This window comes from Amycolatopsis balhimycina FH 1894, assembly GCF_000384295.1.
Taxonomy (GTDB): domain Bacteria; phylum Actinomycetota; class Actinomycetes; order Mycobacteriales; family Pseudonocardiaceae; genus Amycolatopsis; species Amycolatopsis balhimycina.
In genome coordinates this window covers 3,478,888-3,496,026 of sequence record NZ_KB913037.1, presented here as the reverse complement: position 1 = coordinate 3,496,026, position 17,139 = coordinate 3,478,888, and the positions used below count along the sequence as shown (strand labels likewise).

Sequence of the window (17,139 nt, the reverse complement as noted above, 5' to 3'; positions counted from 1 at the left end):
AGAGGACGTGCGGGAGCCGAGTGCCCTGGTGCCCACGGCCGGTCCGATGGACCACGCGGACCTGCCGCATGCCCGGGAGCGGATCGCGCCGAGCCTCACCGAAGGGGTTCCTGGAGCTCGGTGATCCACCTCGCCGGGTCCTCCGGGCACTCGAGGTAGAGCTCTCGCTGGGGGCCGCCCGAGCGGCGGCCGGTGGCCTCCAGCCAGCGGACCAGCGCCTGCCAGCTCGGCAGCACGAGGTCGATCGCGCCGCGGTGCACCAGGGTGGCCGCTTCGGTCTCGGGCAGGTCGACGATCTCCAGCCCGTTGCGCTCGCCGTCGGTCACCGACGCGGGGATCGCCGCGTGGACGACGACCTCGTTCTCGCCGAGCTGTTCGTAGAAGCAGGTCAGGCGGCCGGCGGGGGTGATCGCGGGCGCGCCGCGCAGGCGCTCGCCGAGTTCGGCGCACAGCGGGCGCACGACCGGGCCGATGTCCTGGGGCCGGAAGCTCGCCGCGGTGCCGGTGAGCTCGGCCAGCCGCGTCGCCGGAAGCCGCTTGACGACGATGCCGGGGATGGGCAGGCCCTCGTCCTCCAGGGTCCGCAGCCGCGCCTCGACCTGCGTCAGCCGCTCCAGGCCCGCGGCCACCGCCTGCTCCAGTTCGGCCCGGCGCAGCGTCAGCATCGCGCGGACCTGCGCCACGCCGACGTCTTCGGCCAGCATCGCCCGGACCTGTTCGAGGGTGAAGCCGAGGTCCTTCAGCGCGACGATCCGGTTGAGCCGGGCCAGTTGCGCGGCTTCGTAACCGCGGTGGCCGGTGGCCGGGTCGACGGACACGGGCCGCAGCAACCCGATCGCGTCGTAGTGCCGCAGCATGCGGACCGAGACCCGGCCGTGCCGGGCGAACTCGCCGATGGTGAACACCGCTTCAGTCTCCCGGCGGCGGCGTGAAGCCGCCGGCCACCTCGGCCGCGAGCTCGGCGAAGGTGAGGGCGGTGTCGTCTTCGAAACGCGGGCCGAGCACCTGCAGGCCGACGGGCAGCCCGCCGCGCGACAGCCCCGCCGGCGCCGCCACCGCGGGCAGGCCGGGCAGGGACGCGTGCGTGATCCAGAAAACCTGGTCGTCGTACCGGCGTTCCCCCTCGGCGGTCGCGATCATCCGGTCCGCGAACGGCCGGTCGTCGTGGGGGAACGCCGTGGTGAAGCCGACCGGGCAGAGGAAGACGTCGACGTCCTCGAAGTACCGGGCCCAGGCGGCCCGCGCGGCCATCCGCTCCCGTTCCCGCGCGACGACTTCCGTCAGCGGCGCGAAATCGGCATCGGGCTGCTGGTGGGCGAAGAACAGGCCGACGTGGAAGCCGAAGGTCTCGGCCGCCCGGACCGGGTCGACGCCGTCGGGCCAGCCCTCGACGAGCTTGACCCCGGCCCGGCCGAGCGCGTCCACGGCGTCGGACAGGACTGCGCCGACCTCCCCGGTCACCGGGGCCCCGGGGTGGTCAAGGACGAAACCGGCACGGAAGCCGTCGAGCCGGGTGTGGCGCGGCGGCGGCAGTTCCCAGCGGTACGCCTTGGCCGCCTCGCCTTCGGGACCGGCGGTGACCCGCAACGCCGTCCGCAGGTCACCCGCCGAGCGCGCCAGCGGCCCGACCGCGGACAGATAGGTCATTTCGCTGGGCAGAGCCGGCGGGCCCGGCGGCTGGAACCCCCGCTGCGGAACCAGCCCGGCGGTCGGCTTGAGGCCGTAGACACCGCAGAAGCCGGCCGGGATCCGGATCGAGCCGACCAGGTCCGAGCCGTATTCCAGGTAGGTCAAGCCCGCGGCCAGCGCCGCCGCGCCGCCACCGCTCGACCCGCCGGGCGTGCGCGCAGGGTTCCACGGGTTGCGCGTCCGCCCGTGGATCCCGCTCACCGTCTGCCCGAAGTCCTCGAGCATCCGGTGCACGTTGGACTTGCCCACGACGATCGCCCCGGCCGCCCGCAACCGCGCGACGACCGTGGCGTCCCAGTCGGCGACATAGCGGGCGAAGTCCGGATTTCCCCAGGTGGTGGGCATCCCGGCGACGTTGAAGCTCTCCTTGACCGTCATCGGCACGCCGTGCAGCGGACCGGCGTGATCCCCCCGCGCGAGCGCCGCGTCCGCCTCGGCCGCCGCGCGGAGGGCTTCCTCACGGCGCAGCTCGACCACCGCGTTCACCACGGGGCCGACCTGGTCGATCCGGGCCAGCAGCCGTTCGGTCAGCGCACGGGAGGTGAGTTCGCCCCCGCGGACCTCGGCGGCGGCTTCGGTCGCTGTCAGGAAGGGAGTCATGGCTTCCGGTTTAGCCCCTGACACCGTGTCAGGCGCAAGCATCGGCAGGAACGGGGAGGAACGTGAGCCTAACCGGCAGGAGTACGGTCTCCGCCACAGCGTCGTCTTGGTAGTCCACGAGCAAGGGCGGACGATCGCCGAGCCAGGCAGCCTGGGGCAACATGCAATCTGCTACAGGTTGATTGATCTAGGCATACTTACTGCGTGGCAATCGAGCTTGAGGACCGAAGATTTACTTGTCGCACTATCTTGAAGTCTTGTTTCAAGGATATTCTGAAGTTGTGGGCTGCTGCTTTTGAGCTGAGTGTCGTCAACCGGCTACGAGCAGACGGACACCAGCGCGTCCCTCTGTCGCAATGGCGCCAAGTGCGGACAGCCGGTTCCATTCCGGCCTCGGCTCGCCGACTGCCGGGACGTACTGCACCGCCACTCCCAGTTCGGCGAAGGGCTTCTCGTCCAGGTACTTCGCGCCGCCCGTACCACAGAGATAGGTGGTAGCACCGACGGTCACTGCCAGGTCGGCCAGCCGTTCGGAGCGGCCGGGTCGCACGGCGAACGTGCTGCTACGCACGATCTGTCCCGACCATCCAGAGCGCGGAGCATCGCCGTGGTGGAGGCCTCGGTCACGTCGACCAGTTGGGAACCGGGCTGGGCGAGAGGCGCAACTACCTCCAGCAGGTCTGCGGCCTCGGACCAGTGGGGACTGCGGCCAAAGAGCTGTTGGGCCAGATGCCGCAGCCGGCGGGCACTGGAGCCAGGCTCGGCGAGCGTCATCTCGCGGATAAGGGAGGCACGACCCCGCGGCCGGTGGACCGGGAGCGTCAGCCAGACGGCGGCTGTCGGCTGGCTGGGTGGCGCCAGCCGCATGCGGTGCTGGTAGTCGCGGGAGTTGAACTGCACATCGTCAAGCACCACCCAGACGTCGGCGGCCGAGAGCTTGGCCAGCGTCGACAGGCGGGGGAACAAGTTGGGCTGATGAATGGCGCAGACGCGGCCAGCAGTCATACTGTGCCGATCGTTACTAATCCGACCACAGTCACGGCCGAATTGCTTCGTAGCAACGGTTACGTGCCGCGTGGCGTCGGCCTGCTTTTGGTCGGATTAGTAACACTGTCATGATCGCAGCAAGCGACTGTCGAAGCCAGCGACCATCAGGCGGTCATAGGCAGCCTGAACCGCTGGCGGCACCGGCTGCGGGATGGCAAAGCCGTGCTCCGGGTAGACCATGACCCGCTGCAGATCGCCGATCATCATGTCGACGACCTCGGCCGCGTTCCCGATGGTCTTGACGTACTCCTCCAGCGTCAGGGACGCCGAGGTGCAGATCGGGGTGACTTCCGGCCAGAGGCAGCGGCAGGTGGCGAAGGCACGACGTTCCATGTAGGGCATGGAGATGAGGAGCACGGAGTCCGGCGTCAGCCCGGCCGCGGCAAGGACTGCGCGGGCGAGCGTGATGTTGGCGCCGGTGTTGGTGGCCTCGGGCTCGACCAGGATGGCGGTGTCCGGGACACCCAGCTCCAGAGCCCGTTCGCGGAAGTGGACGGCTTCGCCGCGCGGGAAGAGGTGCGCGGTGTCGCGGCTGGTGGCGCCGGTGAAGACGACCACCTGAAACAGGCCACGGTGGTACAGCTCGGCGGTGTAGTCGGCCACGCCAATGTCGTTACAGCCGAGGGCAATGGCGGCGGCAGCAGGCGCGAGCTCGTGGTGGACCTGGTGGAAGTCCCAGACGGTTTGGGCGTCTTGCCACTCGGACTCAGTGAGTTGCCGCTTCACGACGGGTCGTGCTCCTCGGGCTCGGCGGGCGGGCTTACGCCTGCTGCTCGTACGCCCGGCGAATACCCGTGATGGCCTGTAGTTGATGCATCATGCCGTACTCGGTCGAGGTGGTGGCGGTGCCCTCCAGCAGCTTCAACCCACTGTCGGCGGTGGCTGGGTCGGACAGCAGGAGGTGGCCGTGGGCGGTATCGAGGCGAACGCGCTGCATGGGAGCGTCGCCGGGGCGATGGTCGAGTGCCACGTCAAGGGCGGCCGTGGCCTGGCGCAAGTCGCCGTCACCGCGATACGCCAGTGCCAACTTCTGGTAGGCCACGGACCAGTCCTGCGGTTCTTCGAGAGCTTCGAATTGCTGGATGGCAGGCCGGATGAACGTGATGGCGGCAGCCCCCTCGCCTGCCTTACTCAGCGCCGTCCCCACCCAGAGCAAGGCACGGGTGCGGTCGCGGGCGTCAAGCCGGTCGTCAACGGCCAGCCGCTCATACCGTCGGGCGGCGGCTTCGAGCTGGCCACCCATCTCGTCGAGGACGGCGAGCTGGAGTTCGAGCTGAGCCACCCGCCGGTTTGACTGCAGCTCGGCGAAGACCGCCATGGCTTGGCGGTAGCTCTGCCGCGCGGACAGCGGCCCGGTAAGCACGCCTTGGTCTTGGCGCAGGTCACCGCGCAGGCGCAGTGACCGGCCGTAGAGGTGGAGGGCACGGCCCTCGCAACCGGGCACGAGCTGGCCGGTCCAGCGGTCGAGGAGCAGTTTCGCCAAGGTGAACTCTTGCCGTCCGAGACAGACAGCCGCCCGGTCGAGGTCGTCGGCTCAGGAGTCGTAGTCGGGCTGGCGGCTAGGTGCGACCGCGCCAGCCGGCGACGGCAGCGCCACCGGACTTGACGCTTCGGTCGTGGTGGCCTGGCCCTCGGCCAGCAGCGCTTCGAGCTGCTCCCGGCTGACCCCGAGCAGCTTGGCTAGCTTCGGCCGCTTGTACGGCAGGGGTTCGGACCGGCCGCGCTCCCAGTGCCCGACGGTGGTGGGGTCGACGTTCAGGGCGTAGGCCAAGGACTCTTGCGTGTAGTAGGCCGCCTTGCGTGCCCGGATGAGCCGGGTGCGTCGGCCGCCCATGATCGTCTCCTGTCGTTACGCCCTGGGTTCGACACATTACCGCAGGTCAGACCCGTCGAACGCAAGGTCTGGTCCGGATCGGCCCCGGTTTGGCTCCCTGGTGGGTCCGGTGACGGCCGGGAAGGGTCGGTTCTGGCATCCCGGCGGCCGGCTGACCACCTCATTTCCTGCCTCCGAGGTCACGGGCGAACTCCCCGCACGCTCCACCGTTCCCCGCGAAGTCCTGGCTGTCGGGATGCCGTCCATGACCGGCGACGACCAGGACGAGACCCATGACGACTTCACCGCTCCTGCAGCTTCCCGAGACGGCGGAGCCGGCCTCGGCGGTCCAGCTGGGTTACGGCTACATGCGGGTTCCGGCCCATGTGCCGGACCACAAGGTGCGGCACCTTGAGCAGACGGTCATCCGGTTCGCGCAGGGCCACGGATTGACCTTCGCCGGGTTCTTCTTCGAGTTCCACTGTGGCTCGCGGGAGGCGTTCGACGAGCTGGTTGCCGAACTGGTGCGGACGGGAGCGCGGCACGTGGTGGTGCCGAGTTTGCGGCACCTGGCGCTCCACGCGCAGCTGCAAGTGGCGATGTGCACGTACTTGGATGAGTTTGCGGGAGCGGAAGTGCTGGCGCTGCGACACCCGGGAGCCCGACGGACGGAGCAGCGTCGTTTGCCGGCCGGGGCGGGAGCACCGGCATGAGCAGGACGTTTGCCGCCACCCATGACACCGTGCTGCCGGACCCCTTGCGCGTGCATCTGCTGTGTCTGCTGCGCGACGCGCAGTGGTGCCGGTTCACCTTCTTGTGCCAGGCCACGGGGGTCAGTCAGGACCGGCTCAAGCGTCAGTTCTTCGCGCTACGAGCGGCCGGGTACGTCGATACGCGGCGGGGTGCCGGGCAAGAGGGTTGGGCGCGGCTGACGGAGCACGGTGTGCGTCAGCGTGATGCCTACCTGGCGCGCCTCGCCGGCCTGGCCGGACAGTCAGCGGACCAGATAGCGCAGGGCCGGCACGAACAGCCGGACTGGTTCGCACTGGTGAGCCCGTCATGAAGCCGGGAACGGCCCGGCAGCCGCGCTGAGGCAACCTCGGGCAAGCGGGCACCCGGAGTCTCGGTCACCGCGGAGCCGGGATCCGTAAAAGGACCTTATGGTGGGCCCGGAGAGACTCGAACTCTCACTGGCACGGACCTAAACCGTGTGCCTCTGCCAATTGGGCTACGGGCCCCAGTACTCCCGGAAGCGTAGCGCGCGGCGGGTCCCGCTCGCCGGGCGTGCCGGTGCGGGACTCCGCGAGGCGGCCCGCTAACGTGGGCGCCAGAGTCCCATGCGGCGAGGAGGACACGTGGCCCGCGACCCCGAGACGATCGAGCGCGAGATCGAGCAGGCTAGGACCGCCTTGGCGGTGACGCTCGACCAGCTGACCGTCAAGGCCGACCCCAAGAAGCTCGCGGACGCGGCGAAGAACGGCGTACGCGCGAAGCTGGACAACCCCAAGGTCAAGTTCCCGCTGATCGGCGCGGGTGTCCTGGTGCTCGTCCTGCTGGTGCGCAAGCTCCTGAAGTAACGCTCAGGCCTGCTTCGCCGGCGCCTTGGCCTCGGCCGGCGCCGGGGTGGCCGGCTTCTTCGGGTCTTCGACGGCCTTCGGGAGCTGCTTGCTCGGCGGCAGCTGGGGCTTCTTCTCCGCCGAAACCGGGGTCTGCTGCTTGGGCACGCTGCCGGGCGGCGGGACCTCGAGCGGCGGGAGCTTCGGGAGCGTCAGCCGCGCGGTCATGTAGGCGCTGGTGAAGTCCAGCGCGCTGCCGTTGATCAGGTGCACCACCGTCGTCCTGGCCTCACCGGCGAGCTGCTCGACCAGCTGGTCGGCCCGGTCGCGCGCGGCGATGATGCCGGGTGCCCGGGCGGTCAGCTCCTTGCCTCGGCCGCTGACCGTGATCGCCCAGTCGGCGTCCTCTTGGACGTACGTCGCCGTGATCGCTTCCACCATCTGCCTCACGCCCCTCTCCTCCACGAGATGCTTTGCACAACCGTGACGCCGCCACCGCGTTCCCATGACGCGGATGCCGCGCCCCTCCTCCGGTCGTGAAAGTCCAGCACACTTTGTACCGTGTCATCGATACCGTAGAGCAACTCTGTGTCACAAGACACGACAACTCTGAGTGACCATCAAATGGCCCAGCGCACGCGCAGGCTAGCGTGCACGCTCCCGCAGGCCGCTCCACAGCACGTCCATCGCGTATTCGGTGGCCAGTTCGGGGCTCACTTCGTCGTGCCGTTCGCACCAGATCGCGAGCCGTTCGCACGCGCCGACCACGAATTCCGCGGCCGCTTCGGCCCTCAGGCCGTCACCGCTGTCGAAGTGGCCGCTCATGAGCGCGGCGATCAGGTCGGTCTGCTGGCGGCGGGTTTCCTCGACCTCCTCGGCGGCCGGCGTGCCGATCAGCGCCATCTCGTGCCGCAGCAGCGACCACGCCTGGCGTCGCTCCCGGATGAAGACGAAGAACGCCAGCAGGCCGCGCCGCAGGGCGTCCTCGGCCCCGGTCGCGCCGGCCGTCGCCTGCTCGGTGACTTCGCGCAGGACCGCCCGTGACTGCCTGATGCAGGCGAGCAGCAGGCCTTCCTTGGAGGTGAAGTACTCGTAGAGCATCGGCTTCGAGACGCCCACCAGTTCGGCGATCTCGTCCATGGACGCCGCCGCGTAGCCGCGTGCCGAAAAGACCTGCTCGGCGACTTCGATCATCTGCCGCATCCGCTCGGCCCGGGGCATGCGTTTGCGCTTCGCGGTCGTCACGGGCGCCACTCTACCGTTGGTAACCTACTTTGAGTAAGGTGGACGACGGGTAACGGGAAATGGGAGGCGCGTACGCGGTGTCGTGAACGACTCTTTCCTGTCGTCGGACGCCATGAACGAGTCGTTCACGACATCCGATGACCGCCGCGGAGCGCCCCTCATGACAAGCGGGCCGGGATCACCGGGAGGCGTAGCGGCGGAGACGGGCGATCAGGTCCACGGTCGGCAGCTCGCACAGCTCGGCCATGCGTTCGAGCGCCGGCAGGTCGAGGGCGACCTCGCCGGCGTGCTCGCCCGCCTGCCGCAGGCGGTCTTCGGCCCAGCGGCGCAGGGAAAGCAGGTCGGCGGGCGCGTCGGCGACGACCTTGCGCAGGTCGACGCGGACCCGGCCGGGCTCGTCGACGAACACGCGGCGGTGCACCTTGGCCAGCAGGTCCTGGGGCAGCTCGTCCATCGCGACGCACAGCTCGACCAGGCGCACGACCGAGCACTGTCTGGTGCCCAGTTCGTAGGTGGCCAGCGTCTGCAGCGAAATCTCGCTCTGCAGGTGCTGGTTCAGCTCCTTGCGCGTCCACCCTCGGCTGCGCCGGAGCTTGCGGAGCTCGTCTCCGAGTACCCGCTGATACTCCTCAGCGTCGATCAGCACATCAATGTCCCCTGCCGTGCGCTCCCGCGGCACCCGTGCGGTCGTGATGATTCCCGTGCAGGTGCACCCTCACGTGTATGTAAGTGCGCTGGAGCTCTGCCCTTACGCGGATTCGGGCATGTCTTTGATACCGATTGCGCGAGTTAGGCCGAACGGGTTAACGGCAGGTGGCTGAGCGGCTCAGTTGACGCAGGGCACGCCCTCGGCGGTGATCGGCTTCTCCTCGTCGGCGGCCGGTGGCGCGGCCGGTGACGAGGCGCCCGCGGCCGCCCCGGCGCCGCTGCTGCTGGCGCCGGCGTTCGAACTCGGGGGCTCGTAGTCGGCGCCGAGGAACACCATCACGTGCCCCGCCTTGACGCTCTTGTCCTCCTGGATCGTCGGCGAGCCGCCGAGTGCGTCCGCGACGGCCTGGCCGGGGCCTTTGCCGCCCTTGGGCACCCAGATCACCGTGGTCTTGCGCGCGGTCGCGGTCGACGTGTCGCCGGCGGTGAAGCCCTTGCCCTGGAGGGTCTTGGCGACGCTCGCGGCGAGGCCGGTGCGGGTGGTGGCGTTGCGGACGTCGACCGTGGTCGCCTTGTTCGCGCTGTTGTCGGCCTGCTGGTCCGACGGCTGCTGCTCACCCGGCTGCGGCCCGGCGAGCCCCTGCACGAACTGCTTCACCTCGGCCGGGTCGACCTGGATGGCCGAGCCGTCTTCGGGGGTCTTGTAATCGACGTTCTTCACCGGGATGGTCCGGAACTCGAGCTGGCCGCCGGTCAGGCCCTTCATCTGCTGGGCGAACCCGAAGATGTCCCAGTTCTGGTTGAGCACGACCGACTTCTTGATCGCGTCGATCAGGTCGGTCAGCTTCGACGGGCTGGTCAGCGTGCCCGCCGAGAGCACCTTGCGCGCCATGCCGGCCATGAACACCTGCTGCCGGACGACCCGGTCGAGGTCGCCGCGCGGCAGGCCGTGGCGCTGGCGGACGAACTCGAGCGCTTCGACACCCGAGATCGTGTGCTGGCCCTTGGTGAAGTTGGCGCCGGAGTACTCGTCCTTGACGTTGTTGTTGAGGCAGACTTCGACGCCGCCGATGGCCTTGGTGATGTCGCTGAAGCCGAGCAGGTTCACCGCGGCGTAGTTGTCGATGGTCGAGCCGGTGAGCTGCTCGACGGTCTTGATCAGCTCCTTCGCCCCGGCCTGGTTGGCCTGGACGTCGAGCTGTTTCGGATCGGTGACGCCCTGCTTCTGCAGGTTCTTGCGCTCCTGCAGCATCGCCCGGGCGTAGGCCGAGTTGATCTTGTGCTTGCCGTAGCCGCCGGGGATGTCGACGTAGGTGTCGCGGGGCAGCGAGATCGCGACGGCCTTGCTGCCGTCGTTCGGGATGTGCACGAAGATCAGCGAGTCGGTGTTGAGCTCGCCGTCGGACTCCCCGGCGCGCAGCTCGTCAAGCACCTCGCGCGGCAGCGGGTTGCCCTGGGCGTCGGTCCGGCTGTCGAGGCCGACCAGCAGGATGTCGCGGGCGCCGTCGGCGGGCTTGTCGCCACCACCGCCGTCGCTGAGCACGTTCTGGTAGTTCAGCCCGTTCACCAGGCCCTGCATGGCGGCCCACGCGTACCCGGTCAGGCCCATCACCAGCAGCGACACGACGGCCAGCGAGATCTTCCCGCCGCGGAAGGAGCTGCGGCGGGCCCGCGGCGCCGGCCGCGGTTGCGGGCGGGCCGGCTGGGGACGGCGTGACCCCGCAGCGCCGGTGCGGCGCGCGTCCGCCGGCTCGCGGCGCGGAGCGGGGCGGCGCGACGGGGTGCCGCGCCCGGTGCCGGCCCGGCCTGGCTCTTCCTGCCAGGGCCGGGCGGGGCGGCGGCCGCCTTGCCCGTTCCGAGGCGGGTGATCCACGCGGGCGACTCCTCACTGGTTCGATCGGGTGATGCCGGGGGTGGTGCTAAGGGATGGGACGCATGGTGCCTTCCCCGGGTTGCCGTAGCGTTACACATCCCCCCACGAATGTGTCATGCACCACCCAGTTTCCCGCATCTTCGACGGTTTCGCCTGGTCAGGACGGCGCATTCGCCGGTCCCCGGACGGGCAGGAGCGTGCCGGCGGCGGCGAGCAGGGCGAACCCGGCCGTGACGGCGTGCAGCGTGACGCCGAGGAAGCCGGGCGTGCTGCCGTCGGCGGCGAACAGCAATGAGGGCGCGCACGCCAGCGCCGTGGCCAGCCAGGTGCCGGTGGCCGCGCCGGCCCCGATCCGGATCGTGTGCAGCAGGAAGACCCCGAGCAGCAGGTGGACCAGGCTCTGGATCGGGTCGAGCCGCAGGCCCAGCAGGTCGGCGTCGGCGGCCACCCCGCCGAACCGGGTCAGCGCGAAGCCGAACACGCCGAGCGTCGCGTAGCCGATGCCGAGCCCGGCCGCGGCCCGGGTGAGCACCGCCGTCCGGCAGTGCTCACCCGGCCGCCGGACGTGCTCGGCCGCGCGCGGTTGCCGTGGCCCGTGGGTGTGCCGCTCGAACCACCAGAAGACGCAGGTCGCGGGCACCGCGAGCAGCCCGACGGCGACCAGCGTCCGGGGCCGGAGCAGCCAGCCGATCCCGTCGGCGATCCGGCCGGGCAGGTACACGACGGCGACCAGCAGCAGCATCGCGGCGAGGAACGCCAGGTAGAGGCTCATCGGCGCGCGCAGCACGAACCGGGAGGCGCCGGTGACGGCGGGCCGCGCGCCCAGCCGCGCCAGCGGGCCGGCCAGAAGCCCGAGCACCCCGAGCTGGACCAGGCCGAGCAGCAGCACACCCCACGGCGGGGCCGAGAACGCCGCCGGGGCGCCCGGGCTGCCGAGCAGGACGGGTGGCCCGCCCCGCAGGACGCTCACTCCGGCGAGCCCCGCGACACCGGCGGCGGTGGTGACGGCGAGCAGCCGTCGAGACAGGCGTACGCCGTCAGCGTGCGCGAAGGCGAGTTGCTGGGCGAGAAGGGCGAGCGCGAACGTCGCCGCGTAGCGCGGCAACGGTGAGCCCGACCAGTTCGCGGCCAGTTCCCCCGCGGCGAACAGGGCGACGAGCGCGGCGACCGCGCTCACCGGCGCCCGGCGGTGCAGGGCCAGCAGCGGCGGCGTGCAGACGATCGTCAGCAGGTAGACCCCGAGCAGCCAGAGCGGGTGCAGCGCGATCCGCATGACGGTCGCCGTGGTGCCCGCCGGGATGCCGAGCAGTTCGAGCGCGAGCGGCGTCAGCAGCGCCACGACGGCGAAGATCAGCGCCGGCCGCAGCAGCGGGCTGGCGCGTTCGGCCAGGTAGTGGCGGTAGCCGCCGCCCGCCTCCTGCTCGGAACGCCAGCCGGCCGCGTTGAGGTGGCCGCCGGCGAAGAAGATCACCGGGGCGAGCTGGGCGAGCCAGGTCAGCGGCCACAACGCCGATTCGGGCGCACCCGCCCAGTCCGCGAGCGCCGTCACGGATTCCCCGAGCAGCAGGAGGACGACCCCGCCGGCCCCGAGCAGCGCCCACCGGCCGACCTCTCGGGGAACGGCCGTGGGGACCGGCGTCCGTGGCTCGCGGCGGGCCCGCAGCCAGCCGCGCAGCCGGAACACCAGCAGGCAGCCGATCACCAGCACCCCGGCCACCATCGGGCCGATCGGATCGCCGACCGGCGGGCCCCAGCGCTGGTGCCAGGAGTTGACCACCAGCCCGGCCGAGTAGAAGGAGGCGACGACCCGGCAGCTGACCGCCGAGTTCATCGGGTTGAGGTCGCACGCGTGGTGCATGTCGTAGGACAGCCGGTCGTCGAGGGCTTCCCGGGCCTCCGGGCCGAGCGGGTGGCCCTTGCGGTCGGCGTACCGCAGCAGGTCGTAGCCGAGGTCGTGGGCCTTGCACGGCACGGCGTAGTCCCACTTCGTGTTGTCGTCACCCCACGGCGTCGAGCAGCCGCCGTCGACGTGCACGGCGCGGACGGTGCCGTCGCGGGCAGGCAGGGCGCCCGGGGTGACGCCGCTGAGCGCGGTGAAGTCCTTCGGCAACCGCGCGAGCGCGTCGGGGTGCGGGCCCGGCTGGACCAGCGCCTCGATGGCGTTCTGCGCGGCCAGCACGTCCCCCGTGGGCGGGCCCTGGTCCGGCGGCGACGGCGGACGCGAGGCGATCAGCCCGAACGCGAACACCACCAGCAGGACGAGCAGCAGCCAGCCGGACGTCGACCACGGTCGGCGGATGCGTGGTGGTGCGGACGGGCCGGGCATGCCGTCCAGGGTGCCAGCCCCGCCACCGCGCCGGGATGGGGACAACCCCCGGGATCCGGTGCGGCTTTCTTCTATGCTGCCCGCACGGCTGCCCGTTCTTCCCTTCCGCCGCCGGATCGCGCCCCCGAGACTCGAAACGGGGGGCACGGCGACCAGGAGGGCGTGCTGTGGCCTCGACCGACCTCGAAAACGTGCCCGTGGAGAACACCGTGCGCGCCTTGCGCCGGCTGGCTCCCGGTGCCGCCCTGCGCGAACCGCGGACGCCCGAACTGCGCGCGCTCGCCCGTGCTCTGCGCGACCACGCGCCGTCGGAGCTGGCGCGCACCCATCCCGTGCCGGTCGCCCGCGTGGTGCTGGCCGGCCAGCTGCGGGCCCTCGACCGGGCGGTGATCGGCTTCTTCGGCGCCTGCCATCCGGCCGGCCCGGAAGCCGCCCGCCTGGCCCGGGCCGCTCACTACAGCAGAACCCGCCACAGCAGAACCCGTCGCGCCGGGCCGTTGCTCGACCGGCTGCGGGCCGAGCCGGGGCTGCGGGCGGCGGCGCTGGGCTGGGCGGAGGCCTGCGGGCACCGGATCCTCGCCGGCGAGCTGCGGGGCGTCCCGGAGGTCCCGGCGGCCGGCGACGGGCGGCTCGCCGCGGAGCTCGCGGTGGCCGCCCTGCTCCCGGCGCCGGACCGGGGCGGCCGCGTCCCGAGCGGTGACCTCGTGCGGACCGGAAGCGCTTTCCTCGACGTCCGCTCGCTGCGCATCGGCGACCGCGGGTTCCGCGTCGACGTCGAGTCGGCCGCGCCGGTGGAGCTGGTGCGCGACGAGGAGGGGCTGACCCTGCGGGCGCTCTGGTGGAAGGGGCTCGGCCGGGTGACCGACGACCTCGGGCACGAATACCTCGTCCTGGCCAAGGACCCGGCCGGGACGCCGAGGGCGCGGCACTGGTGCCACCCGCGGCCGGCACCCGGCGCGCGCGTGCTGCGGCTGGAGTCCGCGGGCTACCGCGGCGAGCGGCTGCGGCTCGACGTCGCATCGGCCGGGTCGTCCGCCGACGTGCTCGTCAAGCTGGAGCTCACGGTCCGGCTGGGGGCGTGAGGCTGTCCGGCGCGAAGCAGACCTGGTCGCGGCCGTTCTCCTTCGCCAGGTAGACGGCGGCGTCGGCGGAGTGGAGCAGGCGCTCGAGGGTGTCGCCGTGGCGCGGGTGACGGGCCACGCCGATCGACGTCGTCCGGTCGGCGATGGTCGCCGGGTCGCCACGCTTGTCCGTGGTCACGATGTGCAGCTTGGCAATCGCGATGCGTATCCGTTCCGCCGCTTCCCAGGTCGCCTCTTCGTCGATGTCCGGCAGCAGAATGAGGAATTCCTCACCGCCGAAACGGCCGACCAAGTCGCTCGGTCTGGTCACTTCGTCGAGGGTTTGCGCAACTGTGCGCAGCACGTCGTCACCCGCCGGATGCCCAAAGGTGTCGTTAATCCACTTGAAGTGGTCGAGATCGACCATCAGGAGTGCCAGTTGATCACCCGATCGAGCGGTCCGTTCCAGTGCCCGCTCCGCCGACTCGGACCAGCCGCGCATGTTGAGAATGCCCGTTTTCGGATCCGTCCGGACGTCGTTCTGGAGCTGGTCGAGTTCCGCGAGGCGATTGAAGACCACGGTGACCACGGCCATCACCGCCACCATCGGCGGCACGGTGGCGAGCAGAATCGCGGTCACCGCGCCGAGGCCGATGGTGATCGCTTCAAGCATGTTGTCGGCCGGGCTGCCCAGGACGTTACGGACGGTCGGCTCGGAAGACATGCCGAGCGCCAGTGCCCCGCCGACGTAAACGATCTGGATCGCCTCGTAGATGGCGCCGGTGAGGGCGATCGTGGCGAACTCGTAGAGGAAGTCGCTCCAGCCGGAGCCGGAGAAATGGGGCCCGAACGAGGTGTAGGCGAGGTGGGCGAGCACCCCCGCGAGGCCGTGCGTGATCGAGGAGAAAATGAAGTTGTGCGCGGGTCGGCGGGCGATGAACCAATGCTGGAGCCGGACCACGAAGATGACGAAGAGGATCAGCGGTACCGGCAGGATCATCGCGGCCGAAAAAGTCCACACCGCGGTGAGGTCGATCAGGACCGTCTTTTTGCGGTTTCGCCGCCGTTCTTCCTGGCGCTGGGTCAGCTGAATGTGGACGGTCGCGCCGACGGCGAGGATTCCGAAGTTGACCCAGTCGCGGGGGACGAGCGCCTGTGAATGGGCGAGGGAAATGGCGAGCACGGCGACGGCGAGCGCTTCGCTGCCGAGCATGAACAATACGACCCGGGGGCGACGGCGCCAGAGTGCCCAGTTCCGCGGCGAGAACGGGTGCTCGCGCCAGACCGTCCCGGGTGGACCACTGGGCGTGGTCGCCTGGGCTGGTCCTTCGTGCGGCACCGGCGGCCGCGGCCCGCCTCGGTCCGCCGGCGCGCCGCCGCCGGTCGCGGCGTCGTCTGGTCCGGGATGCAATTGGTCACCTCCTTTCCAGCGTACGTGGGGCGCTGAGTAATCTCATCGGTACCTGCCAGAGTGTTCACGCATTCCGTGGGCGGGTACCATCCCACTGCAACGGAACTGACGGGTCCTCGGTGGAACTGCCGGGAACGCGGACCAGAAACATCTTCAGGCTCCCCACACGGAGGTGGCACCGTTGAGCAACCGCGATCTCTGATGCGCCAGCGAATTGTCCTCGCCCCCATTACCCCCGAGAGGCGGCAACCGTGCGCAACCGCGACCTGTGACCGGCCGAATACCATTCATGATCTTGACTGTGCGGAGAGGTGGCGTCCGATGGCCAACCGTGACCTCTGAACCGCGGCTCATGACAGGCTCATGACAGCCGTGGTCCCGGTTCCGCGCCGACCCGGTGCCAGGCGAACCCCACCGGGACGGCCAGCAGCAGGCCCACGGCCCCGGCGAGCGCGACCGTAGTGCCCGCGGAACCGATTCCCTGGGCCACCAGCCCGCCGATGCCCACGCCCACACCCTGGGCGACCCGCAGCCCGGTCCGGTACAGCCCGCCGGCGCTGCCCCGGATGTCGTTCGGCACCCATGTGATGAATGTGGCGGACACCGTGATGACGTACGCGCCGGTCGCACCGGCCAGCGCGAGCAGGACCAGCGCGAGCCACAGGTTCGGCCGCAGCGCGAACGCCGCCAGCGCGGCCAGCGGCAGCGCGGCCAGCACCCCCAGCAGCTTGCGGCGGTGCTCCGTCGAGACGTACCGCGAGAGCAGGAACGTGCCCAGCACGAACCCCAGCGGGTCGGCGGCCAGCAGCCAGCCCACCGCCTGGTCGCCCGCGCCCAGCTGGGCGGCGAGCGGCGCGGCGAGCCCCTCCGGGATCACCGCCAGGCCGACGAGCCAGGACAGGTAGAGCAGCACCCGCAGCCGTTCGTCGCCGAAAACCTGCCGGACGGCGCCGAACCACGGGGCGCCGCCGTCCCCCGCCGCCGGGCGCCGCAGCACCATCAGCCGCACGGCGACGGCCGAGACCAGGAACGTCAGCGCGTCGATCGCCAGCGCCCACGACGTGCCGATGGTGGTCACCAGCAGGCCGCCCGCGGCGAGACCGGCCAGCATCGCGGTGTTGTTCGTGATCCCGCGCAGGTCCTGGCTCTGCAGGTAGACGTCGTCGGCGGCGAAGATCTCGCGGCCGAGCGCGTTCTGCGCCGCGTTGGCCGGCGCGTTCGCCAGCCGGGCGAAGACGAACAGGACGAACAGCCAGCCCATCGGCATCCCGGGCACGGCCATCAGCCCGGTCAGCACGGCCTGCGCGAACGAGCCGGTCACCAGGACCGTCCGGCGCGGGAACCGGTCGGCGAGCTGCGAGAGCCCGAGCCCGCCGGCGAGCGCGGGCAGGAACGTCAGGGAGTAGACGACGGCCGTGAGCAGCGGCGACCCGGTCCGGTCGAAGATCAGGACGGCCAGCGCGACGATGGTCAGCTGGTCGCCGAGCATCGACTGCGTCTCGGCGAACCACAGCGCGCGGAATTCGTGGTTGGCCAGGACGGCTCGGAGCCGTGGTGTCGCGCGCGTCGTCACCTCGTCACCACCGTCCCCCGATCGAGTGAATATGGATCGTCCGCATTGTGCCTCGCCAGTGACGACCCCATCCGGGGGAGTCACCGCCGACCTCCCGGAAGCACTAGCAGTATGGCTCCGGCTACGCCCCGATGTCCCCGGAACGCGCGTCGCTCACCCGCGGGAGAAACCGATCGGATTACCCGCGGACGAGGGCAGTTGGCGGCCGTGACCGGCTCGCGGGTACCTGCGGACTGATCGAACCGGACTCGCTCGGCGCAGGGCGGCGGCCGCTCGTCGTCGCGCCGATGCCGCGTT

General features: G+C 70.8%; 19 protein-coding genes and 1 tRNA gene. 5 read left to right on the top strand and 15 right to left on the bottom strand.

Features of this window, described 5'->3' with window-relative positions; genetic code table 11:
• Nucleotides 1–95 precede the first annotated feature (95 nt).
• The 7 genes from A3CE_RS0114970 to A3CE_RS53500 form a co-directional block, all read right to left on the bottom strand.
• Nucleotides 96–905 carry a MerR family transcriptional regulator gene (locus A3CE_RS0114970; protein ID WP_020640906.1) on the bottom strand — a complete coding sequence of 270 codons (810 nt, stop codon included), beginning with the start codon at nt 903–905 and terminating at the stop codon, nt 96–98.
• A gap of 4 nt (nt 906–909) precedes the next feature.
• Nucleotides 910–2,289 (bottom strand): amidase family protein, encoded by a 1,380-nt coding sequence (locus tag A3CE_RS0114965; protein ID WP_020640905.1) that lies wholly within the window; start codon nt 2,287–2,289, stop codon nt 910–912.
• A 310-nt stretch (nt 2,290–2,599) separates the two neighbouring features.
• Complete coding sequence (locus A3CE_RS59295) at nt 2,600–2,839, bottom strand: WbqC family protein (protein ID WP_260473802.1); 240 nt, start codon at nt 2,837–2,839, stop codon at nt 2,600–2,602.
• Nucleotides 2,797–3,294: a WbqC family protein gene (locus A3CE_RS51150; protein WP_260473801.1), complete on the bottom strand. Its 498-nt coding sequence runs from the start codon at nt 3,292–3,294 to the stop codon at nt 2,797–2,799. The genes A3CE_RS59295 and A3CE_RS51150 overlap by 43 nt, the downstream gene beginning before the upstream one ends.
• A 108-nt stretch (nt 3,295–3,402) precedes the next feature.
• Nucleotides 3,403–4,062, bottom strand: coding sequence for a YdcF family protein (locus tag A3CE_RS0114955; RefSeq protein ID WP_020640904.1), 660 nt, complete (start codon nt 4,060–4,062; stop codon nt 3,403–3,405).
• A 34-nt stretch (nt 4,063–4,096) separates the two neighbouring features.
• The gene (locus A3CE_RS51145) at nt 4,097–4,819 is read right to left on the bottom strand and encodes a hypothetical protein (RefSeq protein WP_020640903.1); all 723 of its coding nucleotides are present in this window, start codon (nt 4,817–4,819) and stop codon (nt 4,097–4,099) included.
• A 51-nt stretch (nt 4,820–4,870) separates the two neighbouring features.
• Nucleotides 4,871–5,170, bottom strand: a complete 300-nt coding sequence (locus A3CE_RS53500) for a helix-turn-helix transcriptional regulator (protein WP_020640902.1) — start codon at nt 5,168–5,170, stop codon at nt 4,871–4,873.
• A 272-nt stretch (nt 5,171–5,442) separates the two neighbouring features.
• Here A3CE_RS53500 and A3CE_RS51140 point away from each other — a divergent pair, with 272 nt between their 5' ends.
• The gene (locus A3CE_RS51140) at nt 5,443–5,862 is read left to right on the top strand and encodes a hypothetical protein (protein ID WP_020640901.1); all 420 of its coding nucleotides are present in this window, start codon (nt 5,443–5,445) and stop codon (nt 5,860–5,862) included.
• Nucleotides 5,859–6,212, top strand: a complete 354-nt coding sequence (locus A3CE_RS0114940) for an ArsR/SmtB family transcription factor (RefSeq protein WP_020640900.1) — start codon at nt 5,859–5,861, stop codon at nt 6,210–6,212. Before A3CE_RS51140 ends, A3CE_RS0114940 begins: the two co-directional genes overlap by 4 nt.
• 98 nt (nt 6,213–6,310) lie before the next feature.
• Here the strand turns inward: A3CE_RS0114940 and A3CE_RS0114935 are convergent.
• Nucleotides 6,311–6,387: transfer RNA gene (locus A3CE_RS0114935), tRNA-Leu, on the bottom strand.
• 117 nt (nt 6,388–6,504) lie between these two features.
• Between A3CE_RS0114935 and A3CE_RS0114930 the strand changes: the two genes are divergently transcribed.
• Complete coding sequence (locus A3CE_RS0114930) at nt 6,505–6,726, top strand: DUF3618 domain-containing protein (RefSeq protein WP_020640899.1); 222 nt, start codon at nt 6,505–6,507, stop codon at nt 6,724–6,726.
• 3 nt (nt 6,727–6,729) lie between these two features.
• On the opposite strand, the gene A3CE_RS0114925 is transcribed toward A3CE_RS0114930, so the two are convergent.
• The 5 genes from A3CE_RS0114925 to A3CE_RS0114905 form a co-directional block, all read right to left on the bottom strand.
• Nucleotides 6,730–7,146, bottom strand: a complete 417-nt coding sequence (locus A3CE_RS0114925) for a hypothetical protein (RefSeq protein WP_185839868.1) — start codon at nt 7,144–7,146, stop codon at nt 6,730–6,732.
• A 204-nt stretch (nt 7,147–7,350) separates the two neighbouring features.
• Nucleotides 7,351–7,908, bottom strand: a complete 558-nt coding sequence (locus A3CE_RS0114920; protein ID WP_051183912.1) for a TetR/AcrR family transcriptional regulator — start codon at nt 7,906–7,908, stop codon at nt 7,351–7,353.
• Nucleotides 7,909–8,128: 220 nt separating this feature from the next.
• Nucleotides 8,129–8,596, bottom strand: coding sequence for a helix-turn-helix domain-containing protein (locus A3CE_RS0114915; RefSeq protein WP_020640897.1), 468 nt, complete (start codon nt 8,594–8,596; stop codon nt 8,129–8,131).
• Between the two features lie 180 nt (nt 8,597–8,776).
• On the bottom strand, nt 8,777–10,471 hold the full coding sequence (locus A3CE_RS0114910) for an LCP family protein (RefSeq protein ID WP_026468496.1): 1,695 nt from the start codon (nt 10,469–10,471) through the stop codon (nt 8,777–8,779).
• Between the two features lie 157 nt (nt 10,472–10,628).
• On the bottom strand, nt 10,629–12,797 hold the full coding sequence (locus A3CE_RS0114905; protein WP_020640895.1) for a phospholipase A2: 2,169 nt from the start codon (nt 12,795–12,797) through the stop codon (nt 10,629–10,631).
• A gap of 167 nt (nt 12,798–12,964) precedes the next feature.
• On the opposite strand from A3CE_RS0114905, the gene A3CE_RS0114900 reads away from it, so the two are divergent.
• Nucleotides 12,965–13,879: a hypothetical protein gene (locus A3CE_RS0114900; RefSeq protein ID WP_020640894.1), complete on the top strand. Its 915-nt coding sequence runs from the start codon at nt 12,965–12,967 to the stop codon at nt 13,877–13,879.
• Here A3CE_RS0114900 and A3CE_RS51135 read toward each other — a convergent pair.
• Both A3CE_RS51135 and A3CE_RS0114890 read right to left on the bottom strand, forming a co-directional pair.
• Complete coding sequence (locus tag A3CE_RS51135; RefSeq protein ID WP_020640893.1) at nt 13,857–15,077, bottom strand: GGDEF domain-containing protein; 1,221 nt, start codon at nt 15,075–15,077, stop codon at nt 13,857–13,859. The two genes, A3CE_RS0114900 and A3CE_RS51135, sit on opposite strands and share 23 nt — an antisense overlap.
• 553 nt (nt 15,078–15,630) lie before the next feature.
• The gene (locus A3CE_RS0114890; RefSeq protein WP_020640892.1) at nt 15,631–16,842 is read right to left on the bottom strand and encodes an MFS transporter; all 1,212 of its coding nucleotides are present in this window, start codon (nt 16,840–16,842) and stop codon (nt 15,631–15,633) included.
• On the opposite strand from A3CE_RS0114890, the gene A3CE_RS59880 reads away from it, so the two are divergent.
• Complete coding sequence (locus tag A3CE_RS59880) at nt 16,736–17,053, top strand: effector-associated constant component EACC1 (RefSeq protein WP_376741671.1); 318 nt, start codon at nt 16,736–16,738, stop codon at nt 17,051–17,053. The two genes, A3CE_RS0114890 and A3CE_RS59880, sit on opposite strands and share 107 nt — an antisense overlap.
• Nucleotides 17,054–17,139 lie beyond the last annotated feature (86 nt).